The organism is Natronobacterium gregoryi SP2 (assembly GCF_000230715.2).
Lineage (GTDB): Archaea > Halobacteriota > Halobacteria > Halobacteriales > Natrialbaceae > Natronobacterium > Natronobacterium gregoryi.
On record NC_019792.1, the window covers coordinates 1,815,571 to 1,828,825 of the forward strand.

Here is a 13,255-nt window from a genome sequence, read left to right on the forward strand (position 1 = left end):
CCGCGTGCGTGTGGACGTATGCGAGTAATCGCCTCGAGATTCGGAATTACGACCAGCGTTTTTAGACAACGTGATAGTATTCGGCTGCATGATCGCTGATCCCAGAGCGTTCGACGACAGCTATGACGGCGTCGAACTCCTCCACCGCGAAGGCGAGATGCGGGACCTCTTCGAGCGCCTCACGGGATCGCCCGAGAACGGCGACGTACTCGTCTCGGGACCCAGCGGGGTCGGCAAGACGCTGTTCGCCCACAAGGCGCTCGACCGACTCGAGCAGCGCCGCCCGATCTACCGCGTACACGTCAACTGTCTCGGAAAGACCACCGCTGGCATCCATCGCGCCGTCCTCGAGGCCCACCCGAACGGTCCCGACGCAGTCCCTCGAACGACCGGCACCGACTCGGTCCGACGGACGCTCCGTGAGTCGATCGACCGCGAGACCGTCGTCGTCCTCGACGAAGGAGACGACCTTCCCGAAACGGACGCCGTCGGCGGCCTACTGCGGTTTCGAGACGTGACTCTCATCGTGATCACCCACGATAAAAAGCGGTGGCTCTCGCGACTCGACGTCGACGACGGTCACTCGTTCGACCGCGGCCACGTCAACCTCGAGCGGTACGGCATCCCCGAGTTGACTAAGATCCTCCGTCGACGTGCTCGACAAGGGTTCCACCAGCCCGATGTCGTCTCCCGCCAACACCTCCAGTACATCGCCGACGGCGTCGCCGGTGTCGCACGGAACGCCATCCAATGGCTCTGGGGCGCTGCCACCGTCGCCCACGAACGCGACCACGTCACGATACAGGACGAGGACGTCAAGGACGGCAAGGAACGCGCCTGGCGTCGCGTCCGCGAACTGAATCTCGAGTCGCTCCCCACTCACCATCGGGTGCTGTACGCGATCGTCCACGACGCCGGCGAAATCTCCGGTGAGGAACTCCACAACCAGTACAACGCGGTCAAAGACGACCTTTATCGAGACATCCCGGCGTGTCCGATCGGCAAACGGGCGCGCCGCGAGAAGTTCTCGAAGCTCCGGGAGTACGACCTCGTCGACTACGACGGCTCAACTCGAGCCCGGACTTACTGGGTGATCGACGAGAGCGTTACACCGCAACTCGAGTTGCCGACGTCTGTCGGAACTTCCCCCACCGACCACCGTCCGCACTAGTGGCGGGCCAAGCCTGAACTGATGGGTCGAATCTGGCGGTGTGGCTCGATTCGACCCGTCAGTCGACGGTTGGGACGGTACTAGTGCTTTGGCAAGCCTGAACGGATGAGTGAAACCGAATGCGGTCGTCTGGGTTCACGCAGCAGTCGACGCTTGGCGGAGTCTAGCGACTTCTCGAGTCTTGGCCAGTGGCTCCGTCGATAGACGTCCGCTCACCAGACGACAGTTCTCGCACTTCCGGCCTTCGACCGAAAGCGATCATTCGGAACTCCAAGTCGATTTAACGGTGGTCTCTCCGTTCATATCGGATCACCATGCTTGCCGCACCTGCTCTCGAACGATCCACTGCCGCTCGGTTGCCTCCCCCTCGAACCCTTCGTCGAGACTGCCGGCCAGTCACCCGCCCCGGGACAGTCTCTCAACCCGTATTCCTCACCGTATCGCCCAACCGTCGAACCTGCTCACTCGGGACGACTACCCATGCATGACACACACTCGTTCGAACGAACCGTCGCAACACTCGTCCTGTTCGGCGTGTGGGCGACGATCGTCCTGGGACCGATGTTCCTCGAGGTCGACCCACCAGCGTCGCGAATTCGGCTCACCACGACCGCAGTCGTGTTTCTGGTACTCGGTCGAATGTGGGGTATCGACTTCGAGCAGGTGCTCGATTGCGTCACGATCTCGATCGGTGATCGTCTTCGAGACGACGAGTAAAACGTGGCTGAACGGCGCTGATTTCCGGCCTGCGAACGGACTCTCCCTCTCGTTTCGTACGGTTTACCGGGATTTATCTCGGATGCAACCGCGCCCCGAGGCGGTTGCATCGGCACATCGTCACCGCAGTCCGTGTCAGCCGATTTCGAACAGGTACCCCCACAGTCGTTTCGATCGTTGCGCTGTTCTGGCAATCGACCCCTGCCTAGAGCCGTTACTTGCACTCGAGTACTACGAAATTGTGTGTTACTCACTATCTTTCGGATTCTAATTCAACGGCCTTAAGTAGTGGTCGGGGATTATAGAGTAGTAGGAAGGAGATGAGGATTCCACCCCTGCGGTCTTCCGTACAGATGGGATCTGATGTTAGCCTCGACAGTTCGGTGACGCCTGATCGGTCTTCGATTGGTGTCATCGAACGTGGACAATAGAGTGTGACACCCTTGTCACCGCCAATACCTCCCCGACACGTGTCGGGGAAAAGAGCATTCCGGTTGATCCTGCCGGAGGCCATTGCTATTGGAGTCCGATTTAGCCATGCTAGTTGCACGGGTTAGACCCGTAGCAGATAGCTCAGTAACACGTGGCCAAACTACCCTACAGAGCGGGATAACCTCGGGAAACTGAGGCTAATCCTGCATACGGCTCTCATGCTGGAAGTGCAGAGAGCTCGAAACGCTCCGGTGCTGTAGGATGTGGCTGCGGCCGATTAGGTAGACGGTGGGGTAACGGCCCACCGTGCCAGTAATCGGTACGGGTTGTGAGAGCAAGAGCCCGGAGACGGTATCTGAGACAAGATACCGGGCCCTACGGGGCGCAGCAGGCGCGAAACCTTTACACTGCACGACAGTGCGATAGGGGGACTCCAAGTGCGAGGGCATATAGTCCTCGCTTTTCACGACCGTAAGGAGGTCGCAGAATAAGGGCTGGGCAAGACCGGTGCCAGCCGCCGCGGTAATACCGGCAGCCCAAGTGATGGCCGCTCTTATTGGGCCTAAAGCGTCCGTAGCTGGCCACGCAAGTCCGTCGGGAAATCTCCTCGCTCAACGAGGAGGCGTCCGGTGGAAACTGTGTGGCTTGGGACCGGAAGACCTGCGGGGTACGTCCGGGGTAGGAGTGAAATCCTGTAATCCTGGACGGACCACCGGTGGCGAAAGCGCCGCAGGAAGACGGATCCGACGGTGAGGGACGAAAGCTCGGGTCACGAACCGGATTAGATACCCGGGTAGTCCGAGCTGTAAACGATGTCTGCTAGGTGTGACACAGGCTACGAGCCTGTGTTGTGCCGCAGGGAAGCCGTGAAGCAGACCGCCTGGGAAGTACGTCCGCAAGGATGAAACTTAAAGGAATTGGCGGGGGAGCACTACAACCGGAGGAGCCTGCGGTTTAATTGGACTCAACGCCGGACATCTCACCAGCATCGACAGTAGCAATGAACGTCAGTGTGATGAGCTTACTGGAGCTACTGAGAGGAGGTGCATGGCCGCCGTCAGCTCGTACCGTGAGGCGTCCTGTTAAGTCAGGCAACGAGCGAGACCCGCACTCCTAATTGCCAGCAACACCCTTGTGGTGGTTGGGTACATTAGGAGGACTGCCAGTGCCAAACTGGAGGAAGGAACGGGCAACGGTAGGTCAGTATGCCCCGAATGTGCTGGGCGACACGCGGGCTACAATGGCCGAGACAGTGGGACCCTACCCCGAGAGGGGACGGTAATCTCCGAAACTCGGTCGTAGTTCGGATTGCAGGCTGAAACTCGCCTGCATGAAGCTGGATTCGGTAGTAATCGCCGTTCAGAAGACGGCGGTGAATACGTCCCTGCTCCTTGCACACACCGCCCGTCAAAGCACCCGAGTGGGGTCCGGATGAGGCCGCCTTCCGGCGGTCGAATCTGGGCTCCGCAAGGGGGCTTAAGTCGTAACAAGGTAGCCGTAGGGGAATCTGCGGCTGGATCACCTCCACAGACCGGGACTGGGGCGTCGCCCCAGCCCACAAGTCGTGACCTTTTGGGTCACGCAGTCCGCGTTCGATCGACCCATCGTCGGCCGATCGGGCACCTTTGAACTGTCGAGGCTACCACCTAGTTCCCTCTCGCGGTCGAAGCCGCGAGAGGGGTGGGCCCATAGCTCAGTGGGAGAGTGCCTCCTTTGCAAGGAGGATGCCCTGGGTTCGAATCCCAGTGGGTCCATGACTCGGAGTGAATCGCCAATCGTGTCCCTTAAGTGGGAGACGACACTCGATTCAATCCGACCGCAACCGATGCACCACCCCGTGCAAACGCGGGTGGGAAGGGTTAATGCACGCTGCAGTCGACAGCGATGCAGATGAGACCGTGTGTACGTGTAGTCCAGGCGTCCACTGGATCCGTTCCCGGGTCACTCTACGTGGCATCTTCGGATGTCACGCCGATCCGATGAACGTGGCTACTGTGCCAGCTGGTGGATCGCTCGGCTTGAGAGCTGAAGAAGGACGTGCCAAGCTGCGAAAAGCCTGTGGGACCCGCACGGAGGGAAAGAACACAGGATTTCCGAATGGGAATCCCCACCGCAATTGCTTCGCGCAATGGGGAACGCCGAGAACTGAAACATCTCAGTACCGGCAGGAAAAGAAGACGTAATGTGATGTCGTTAGTAATGGCGAATAAACGCGATACAGTCCAAACCGAAGCCTTCGGGCAATGTGGTGTTCGGACTGACGATCACTTCCCGGCCATCGACACGAAGTCTCTTGGAACAGAGCACGAGACAGGGTGACAGTCCCGTACTGTCGATTAGTAAGGAACGAGTCAGCTCCAGAGTAGCGGGGATTGGAAATTCCTCGTGAATGTCCCAGGCATCGACTGGGAAGACTAAACACTCCTCAAGACCGATAGCGAACAAGTAGCGTGAGCGAACGCTGAAAAGCACCCCAAGAAGGGAGGTGCAATAGGGCGTGAAATCAGTTGGCGATAGAGCGACGGGGCACGAAAGGTCCTGACAGAAACGACCGTAGCGCGAGCTACCAGTAGAAGCGTCAGGAAGCCGGTGTTCCGTCGTACGTTTTGAAAAACGAACCAGGGAGTGTGTCTGATTGGCGAGTCTAACCTGATTATCGGGGAAGGCGAAGGGAAACCGACATGGCCGCAGCCGTTAGGTGAGGGCCGCCGTGTTCAAGCGCGGGGAGTCAATCGGACACGACCCGAAACCGGATGATCTAGGCGTGGGCAGGGTGAAGCGTGCCGAAAGGCACGTGGAGGCCCGATAGCGTTGGTGTCCTACAATACCCTCGCGTGACCTACGTCTAGGGGTGAAAGGCCCATCGAATCCGGAAACAGCTGGTTCCGACCGAAACATGTCGAAGCATGACCTCTGCCGAGGTAGTTCGTGGGGTAGAGCGACGGATTGGGGGACCGCACTCCGAGAGGAGTGCGCCCCCCTGTCCAACTCCGAACCTACGAACGCCGTTCGACGCAGGGAGTCCGGTGCGCGGGGTAAGCCTGTGTACCGTGAGGGAGACAACCCAGAGCTGGGTTAAGGTCCCCAAGTGTGGACTAAGTGCGATCGAAGGTGGTCCCGAGCCCTAGACAGCCGGGAGGTGAGCTTAGAAGCAGCTACCCTCTAAGAAAAGCGTAACAGCTTACCGGCCGAGGTTCGGGGCGCCCAAAATGATCGGGGCTCAAGTCCACCACCGAGACCTAGCCGTGCCTGTTAGAAGGCAATCGCGTAGGTCGGCGTTCTGTTCGGGTGGAAGCACGGCTGAGAAGTCGTGTGGACCGTTCAGTAACGATAATCCTGGTCATAGTAGCAGCGTTAGTCGGGTGAGAACCTCGACGACCGAACGAGTAAGGGTTCCTCAGCAATGCTGATCAGCTGAGGGTTAGCCGGTCCTAAGTCGTACCGTAGATCGAATGCGACAACAGGGAAACAGGTTAATATTCCTGTGCCAGTGTGCACTCAAAGCCGACGCTTTGGGGCCGCCTGAGCTGGGCTTTCGCCCAGTCGAACTGTCAAAGTTCGTGGAAGCCGTAATGGCAGGAAGCGAGCGAACGGCAGGATAGCGTAAGTCAGGTCAACCTAGAGCCCGTGAAAAGGCAAGCACACTGTCCGTACCGAGATCCGACACAGGTACTCGTGGCGGCGAAAGCCAAGGTCTGTCGGGAATAACCGACGTTAGGGAATTCGGCAAGTTAGTCCCGTACGTTCGCAATAAGGGATGCCTGCCCTCGACGGGGCAGGTCGCAGTGACTCGGGCGCTCCGACTGTCTAGTAACAACATAGGTGACCGCAAATCCGCAAGGACTCGTACGGTCACTGAATCCTGCCCAGTGCGGGTATCTGAACACCCAGTACAATGGGACGAAGGACCCGTTAACGGCGGGGGTAACTATGACCCTCTTAAGGTAGCGTAGTACCTTGCCGCTTCAGTAGCGGCTTGCATGAATGGATAAACGAGAGCGCCACTGTCCCAACGTTGGGCCCGGTGAACTGTACGTTCCAGTGCGGAGTCTGGAGACCCCCAAGGGGAAGCGAAGACCCTATAGAGCTTTACTGCAGGCTGTCACTGAGACGTGGTCGCCATTGTGCAGCATAGGTAGGAGGCGGTACACAGGTACCCGCGCTAGCGGGCCACCGAGCCAGCATTGAAATACTACCCGATGGTGACTGCGACTCTCACTCCTGGCGGAGGACACTGGTAGCCGGGCAGTTTGACTGGGGCGGTACGCGCTTGAAAAGATATCGAGCGCGCCCCAAGATTTCCTCACCCGAGTCGGAGACTCGGGATAGAGCGCAAGAGCATACGGAAGTCTGACAGTGTCCGGCACAACGACGGACGCTGACGCGAAAGCGTGGTCTAGCGAACCAATTAGGCTGCTTGATGCGGCCAATTGCTGACAGAAAAGCTACCTTAGGGATAACAGAGTCGTCACCCGCAAGAGCACATATCGACCGGGTGGCTTGCTACCTCGATGTCGGTTCCCTCCATCCTGCCCGTGCAGAAGCGGGCAAGGGTGAGGTTGTTCGCCTATTAAAGGAGGTCGTGAGCTGGGTTTAGACCGTCGTGAGACAGGTCGGCTGCTATCTATTGGGGGTGTTAATTGGTTCCTGACGGGAACGTGCGTATAGTACGAGAGGAACTACGCATGGGTGCCACTGGTGTACCGGTTGTTCGAGAGAGCATGTGCCGGGCAGCCACGCGCCACGGGGTAAGAGCTGAACGCATCTAAGCTCGAAACCCACCTGGAAACGAGGAACCACGGAGGCCACTCGTAGAAGACGAGATCGATAGACTCGGGGTGTACGCGTCGAGGCGACGAGACGTTGAGCCCGCGAGCACTAATCGGCCGAGCCACCACTCATAACTTATCGCATTGGATCTGTGACCCGGGAACGGGTCCAGACGCAAACTGGACTACACGTACAGACGGTTTCGCCTGACCGACCTTGGTATGGTCGCGGTTCGATTCCGCGAGTCGGCGTTAGGCGGCCAGAGCGGCGGGGTTCCTCCCGTACCCATCCCGAACACGGAAGATAAGCCCGCCCGCGTATCGGCAACTACTGGAGTGGGAGACCCTCTGGGAACGTCGATTCGCCGCCCCACTCATACTGTAGATATCGGTTCGAGAGCCACGGGTACCGTCGAGGTGCCCGTGGCTTTTTGTATTTAGTTCCAGCACTGCGGACGGTGTCGTCACGCCGTACCGCTATGCTTAAACGAACGCAGTGACAACGGTTATATGCGCCAAGGTGGCAGAGTCCGGCCTAACGCAGCGGCCTGCAGAGCCGCCCACCGCCGGTTCAAATCCGGCCCTTGGCTTATACCAAATTCCTTACAATCCAATCGGGTTGTAGGGATCAGACGCCTTCACTCGCGTCTGCTCGCACTTCTTCGAATACTTCCCAAGAGTGTCATGAATCACATTCCGCGATAGCGACGACTAACGGAGGTGTCGCGGCATGATCGGCCGTCGCGAGTACTCCGGCGGTTCGATCGACGCGACCTACCAGTCGATCACCGAGCGTCCCGAGCTCGACGAACAGGCCGACCGCGTCGAGTACGCGACCGAACCAGAACCCACCGGCGAAGAACGCACCGAGGGCGTCCCCGACCTCAACGCTGACCAGGACGTCGAGCGCCCCGATGCCGCCGGTCAGACAACGTTTGAAGACTGGGGGTGGTCGGCGTGACCGACGAGGTCCTCGACCGCCTCGAACGCGCCCACGAGAACCACCCGAACGCCAGTGCCAAGCGGCTACTCTGGCTTGCCGACGCCGACCCCACCTACCTCGAGGCCGCCGAAGCGATCGTCGCCGGCGACGACCCCGCCGCCTCCTCCGAATCGAAGCAAGATACAAGTACGAAAACCGGGGACCGTGTGAGAAGGTCGCGATCACGGTCGCGTACATACCTCGAACCACGGTTCTCGAGGTGGAGTGACGCCGACTTCGCAAGTCCCGATTCCGGGATCTGGCCGGACGAGCTGCTCGAGGAGCGGAACTGGATGGGCCGCGGCGGGAAGACCGGGAAGCAACCGTTCGCACCGTGGGGAGACGAGGATGCTCCTGCCGAGTGTTCGAAAGAGGGCCACACGACTGCTGACAAGTGTGGCTGCGACGCTCGCTGGAAGTGGGGCTACCGCGACCACTATGTCACTGGCCAGGAACTCGAGATGTTCCTCGAGGATCCGAAGTTCCGACGCCAGATCGACGGCCGGGTGTTCATCCAACACGAGGACGACCCATACGCCTTCGTTGACGGCGACGACGTCGTCTGCCCCGAGACAGGAGACGTTCATCCAGCGTTCGTCGCAATCCTCGAACACCTCGGTCTCACATACGCCGACGTCTCGACGTCCGGGAGTGGTGTGCACGCCTACTACCGCGGTGAACTACCGATCGACAAGGGCCAGGTGGCCTTTGATATCGATACCGAACCCTGGGGCGCGAACGACGACGTGCCGGCAATCGAGATTTACGCGAACAAGCACGTCAACGTCACCACCGGTAAGCACGTTCCTGGGACGCCGGTCGAAGTCAACGAGTGGGACGAAGACACCCTCGAGATAATCCTCGAGGCGAACGGCTACCTAGACGAGCCCGAGGAGATCGAACACGATACGGATCGCGAACGCCCTGATCTCGAGGACTATGAACCCACGGCGTCGACGTGCGACGAGACGACCGATGACATCCGGGACGTACTCGTGGCCGTTGATCAGCTGCAGCCACGCGATCTCCCGCTGTCATCTCGGCAGAGTGGTACTGACTCAACAGGATGGGAAACATGGGACCCATCCTACCGAAGGTCCGAAAGTGGAGAGAGCGTCCACCGTCCACCGAGTGAGTCGGTGTTCTATGACCATCGCGAAGGCGAGAGCTTCGGCGTTCTCGGTCTATTCGCTGCCGAACAAGGAATCATTTCGAACCCATGGGACCGTCTCGCCGGCGCTGACTGGTGGGCCGCAGTCGAGGCTGCTCGCGATGCTGGCGCACCGATCCCTGAGTATGAGTCCTCGGACGAGGACGCTTATAGGGGAGACAACGACGGACGCGCAGTCTCAGCACTTCCGATCGGCCAGTTAGACGCCCTTGAACCCGCTGAACGACGCCGGTTCGCAAAGAAACGCGGCCTCGAGTGGCCGTCGACGGACGACGCTCGCGATGACCTCTTCGAGACGATCGCCGAGGTCATCCGGAACGAAGACGACCGGATCGTCGACGCCCCGACGTCCCTCGGCAAGTCCTACACGATCGCGTCGACGCGCTGGGCTGCCCGCGAAGACATCACCGGCGACCGGCCAGTCGTCCACCTCCTCGAGACCCGCGAGGCTCGCGACGAGGCCGTCGACGTCGCCGAAGCACACGGCGGCCAGTACCACGTCCTCCTCGGACGCCACGAAGCCTGCCCCGTCTGCGCCGGCGACCACGACGACGACATCACGCTCGACGGTGAGCCAGCCAGCGAGTGGCTCGACCGCCAGTGCGAGGGCAAAGGGATGCCCTTCTCCGCGGCTCACCGCTACCTCGAGGACAACAACGACCAGGGCGTCGAACTCCCCTGCGGCGGCGACCGCTGCACCGCGATCACCCAGTGGGAGACGTTCCGCGAGGGGCCCGACGGCGAGCTTGAATACTGGCCGCTCGTCATCGCAACCCACAACTTCGCCTACGCCCCCGGCCTCCGCTCGCACAACAATATCGTCGTCGACGAAGAACCCAGCTACCAGCAAGATGATCTCACCACCGACCGAATCCGCGCCGCTGTCGGCGCGTACCTCCGCGAGATCGACGCACCCGTTCAGACCTGGGAGGCGTTCGTTCAGCTCTCCTTGCACGACGACTACCAGGGTGACGCCGCTCGCGAGCGCGACGCTCTCGAGGACGTCCTCTACGAAGACCCCGATCGCGACTGGTACTTCGAGAACCCCGACGCCCACACTCTTGCACCGGCGCTCGCGAGGGCCATCTTCCGTGCCGAAGAACGAGCGAACGGCCGCCGATTCGGGAAGACCGGCCACGAACCCCCGCGCCTCGAGGCCAGCGTTCGCGATGAAGATGACTGGAACCGCGAATGGGTCTCCGTCGTCCTCGATGAGAGCAACGACATCCGATCCGTCCGGGTCGTCCCCGACTTCGGATCCGCCCGGTCACTCGTCGGCCTCGACGCACACCCTGCGGTGCCGCTGTGGCAGGCCAACACCGTCCCGTGGATCAAGACCACCGACGTCCTCGAGCCCGAAGAGCGTCAGCTCTGGCGTCGCTACGAGCGGGGGCTCCGCGTCGTCCAGGTCGGCGACGCAACCCGCCCCCTCTCCGGGGACAAAGCCCTCGAGTGGCTCAACGAGGACAAACTCCAGGCACTCCTCGAGCACCTCGTCGACGAGTACGGCACCCAGTTCCGCACCGCGATCACGACCGGCCAAGTCGAGGACCGCCTCGAGGAGCTCATGGAAAAGGCCGGCGTTCACCGACCCGAGTTGATGCACTTCGGCGAAGAAAAGAGTCGGAACGACTTCGAACACGAACGCGTCGGGCTCGTCAACGGCTGCATGGACCCCGGCGACGACTACGTCCTCGACCTGCTCGCCGAACTCGACCTCGAGGCCGAGGTAGAGACCGCCGTCGACGACGAGGGCGAGGAGTACCGAGCCCGCGGTCGTGGCTTCGAAGGCACCGATGCCGACACCGCTCAGGAGATCCTCGCGAGCGTTCGCGAGAACCACATCGCCCAGGCCGCCGGCCGCTACGCCCGCGATCCGACCGATCCCGACGTCACCGCGACGGTGTTCGTCCGGACTGACGCGATGCCGCCAGGGTTCGCCGACGTCCAGACACCGGGGGTCGAGTGGGTCTTCACCGACCTCCAGGAGGCGATCGTCGAGGAACTCCGATCGGACACCGGTGCGAAAACGGCACGGGAGATCGCCGACGTCGTCGACTGCTCGAAAGAGCACGTCCGACAAACGCTCGACCGACTCGGCGATACCGATCACGGTGAGCCCACGGTGCAAGTCGTCCCCGATCAGGGCCCGAACGGAGCGACGCTGTATAGCGACTCAGGCGTACCAAATTCAGGCGTTGTGGACATTCACGAATCACCAACTGACTCCTACGAGGACTCTAGTAGGTGGACGTTGGCGGTTCGTAACCCGACCACCCGGGATGACGGTGATCTAGGACCGCAAGCTGGCTCGAGTGATCAGCCGGCTGAAGAATGGGACTGGAAAGCCGGTCCTGGTCCCGGTGACTGACGACGTCAACCGACGTCTCGCGGCCGTGCTCGCCCGGTCTCGATCACCCGCAGGACTCTCCACGAAACGAAGCCCATGAGCCTACCCGATACCTCACCGGACGTCGACAATCTCCCACCGAGCGCGAAGTACGTCGTGTTCGCCCTCGAGGCCGCCGGCGGCTCGCTCAGTCGGTGCGAGCTCCAGGAGCGAACGGATCTTGCTGAGCGCACACTCGACGATGCACTCGATCGACTCGAGGCCGCCGACGTCGTCCGCCGCGATCGTGCCGCTGATGACCTCCGTTATGTTCACGTCGAAATTGATGAAAGTACGTGAGCGGCCTGAAATCAGTACTGTCAGAGTAACGACCGCGAATACCGCGGTCGCGCGGACTCTTATCAACTCTCCCGACCTTCATAGAAGCAATACGATCGCTACAGGGGCGTCGAGTCGGCGACCGCCGACGTCGTCGACGATGACCACGTCCGCCCTGCAGCGACGCTTTTCTCCAGACCATGAGCACGACCAGCACCCCATCCACGGACGGACACGTCTCGCCGCAGCGGGCGTTCGACCGCATCATCTGGGCCAATCCCCGCGTCTGTAACGGCTGCTTCGAACGCATCAAAGAGATCGAGGAGGCGACGTTCAGCGGCGGCGTCAACGATCACGACGTCCAGGAACACCATCGAACACCCCAGGCGACCCTGGAACCAGACGAGCAGATCCAGCGCTCCGTCGACGCCGCGACCGGGTCGCTGCGCCGAGATGATCCCGGCGAAGCCACGTCCCGCCCTGGTCAACAGCGGACGTCGATCGCCCGAACGACCTGCCGCAGCTGTGCGCGAATCGGCTGCTGGGCCGACGATGACACGCTCTCGAAAGTCCAGGCCGTCCGGCTGACGAGCCCGATTGCAGAGCGCCTCGAGGACGCCGGCGTCGAGTTCGACAGCCACGCCCTCCGGCGAGCGGTCCGTCTGTTCAAGGAGCGCGACGACGTCCAGGGTTACGACACCGAGATCTTCCGCCGGAGTGTGAAGCTCGCGGTCCAACGGGCGTGATTTTTGCATGCTCGAGATACTACAGCAGATCCCGTTTCAGTACTGGAAACTGGCGAAAGCAGAGTTCCGCCGGCGGTACGCCACCGTCGGCTGGCCCGAACACCGCGACCACCTGCGGCTCGCGATCGACGTCGACGTCCTCGAGGAGCAGCTGCGCCGACACCACTTCGAGGACGCCAGCGGCTGGTCGCTCAAATACGAGGGTGAGGTCCTCAACATGCGCCGGCCCGCCGGCGTTGCCACCGACGACCTGGAGACGTGACCGATGCCATGTCTGTCAAACCGAACACCGACGATCCGCTGTACCGCGCGAAAATCGAACTCATCTGTCTCGGGAGGACGCTAATGCCAGACGACGAATCCTTCGAACGAACCGTCGCGACGCTCGTCCTGTTCGGCGTCTGGGCGACGATCGTCATCGGCCCAATGTTCTTCCCCGAAGCAGAACCGCCACGCGGCGAGCTACAGATCTCAATCACCGCCGTCGCGTTTCTCGTCCTCGGTCGGATGTGGGACCTCGAGATCGAGCGCGTCCTCGACGGCGTGACAATCTCCACGGACGGCGGCCAGCCTCGAGACCGCGATCGTGAGGACTGACC

At 61.1% G+C, this 13,255-nt stretch carries 8 protein-coding genes, 2 tRNA genes and 3 rRNA genes; all 13 read left to right on the forward strand.

Annotation, left to right across the window (positions count from 1 at the left end; all coding sequences use genetic code 11):
* Window positions 1-88 precede the first annotated feature (88 nt).
* Complete coding sequence (locus NATGR_RS08955; protein ID WP_005580574.1) at window positions 89-1,171, forward strand: Cdc6/Cdc18 family protein; 1,083 nt, start codon at window positions 89-91, stop codon at window positions 1,169-1,171.
* Between the two features lie 480 nt (window positions 1,172-1,651).
* Complete coding sequence (locus NATGR_RS08960) at window positions 1,652-1,888, forward strand: hypothetical protein (RefSeq protein WP_005580575.1); 237 nt, start codon at window positions 1,652-1,654, stop codon at window positions 1,886-1,888.
* A 487-nt stretch (window positions 1,889-2,375) separates the two neighbouring features.
* Window positions 2,376-3,847: ribosomal RNA gene (locus NATGR_RS08965) — 16S ribosomal RNA — on the forward strand.
* A gap of 155 nt (window positions 3,848-4,002) precedes the next feature.
* A tRNA-Ala gene (locus NATGR_RS08970) sits at window positions 4,003-4,074 on the forward strand.
* Window positions 4,075-4,300: 226 nt separating this feature from the next.
* Window positions 4,301-7,223, forward strand: a 23S ribosomal RNA gene (locus NATGR_RS08975).
* 118 nt (window positions 7,224-7,341) lie between these two features.
* Window positions 7,342-7,463: ribosomal RNA gene (gene rrf / locus NATGR_RS08980) — 5S ribosomal RNA — on the forward strand.
* Together the 16S, 23S and 5S rRNA genes with 2 tRNA genes alongside form the textbook arrangement of a ribosomal RNA operon.
* 140 nt (window positions 7,464-7,603) lie before the next feature.
* Window positions 7,604-7,679: transfer RNA gene (locus NATGR_RS08985), tRNA-Cys, on the forward strand.
* A gap of 140 nt (window positions 7,680-7,819) precedes the next feature.
* A complete protein-coding gene (locus tag NATGR_RS08990; RefSeq protein ID WP_005577941.1) occupies window positions 7,820-8,050 on the forward strand; it encodes a hypothetical protein in 231 nt (76 codons plus the stop codon).
* Entirely contained in the window at window positions 8,038-11,613 is a 3,576-nt protein-coding gene (locus tag NATGR_RS08995; protein ID WP_005577940.1) for a hypothetical protein, read from the forward strand. Before NATGR_RS08990 ends, NATGR_RS08995 begins: the two co-directional genes overlap by 13 nt.
* 75 nt (window positions 11,614-11,688) lie before the next feature.
* Window positions 11,689-11,931: a MarR family transcriptional regulator gene (locus NATGR_RS19905; protein WP_074929675.1), complete on the forward strand. Its 243-nt coding sequence runs from the start codon at window positions 11,689-11,691 to the stop codon at window positions 11,929-11,931.
* 179 nt (window positions 11,932-12,110) lie between these two features.
* Window positions 12,111-12,656, forward strand: a complete 546-nt coding sequence (locus NATGR_RS09005; RefSeq protein ID WP_005577936.1) for a hypothetical protein — start codon at window positions 12,111-12,113, stop codon at window positions 12,654-12,656.
* Between the two features lie 7 nt (window positions 12,657-12,663).
* Entirely contained in the window at window positions 12,664-12,918 is a 255-nt protein-coding gene (locus NATGR_RS09010; protein ID WP_005577934.1) for a hypothetical protein, read from the forward strand.
* 8 nt (window positions 12,919-12,926) lie between these two features.
* Window positions 12,927-13,253, forward strand: coding sequence for a hypothetical protein (locus NATGR_RS09015; protein ID WP_005577933.1), 327 nt, complete (start codon window positions 12,927-12,929; stop codon window positions 13,251-13,253).
* Window positions 13,254-13,255: the final 2 nt, after the last annotated feature.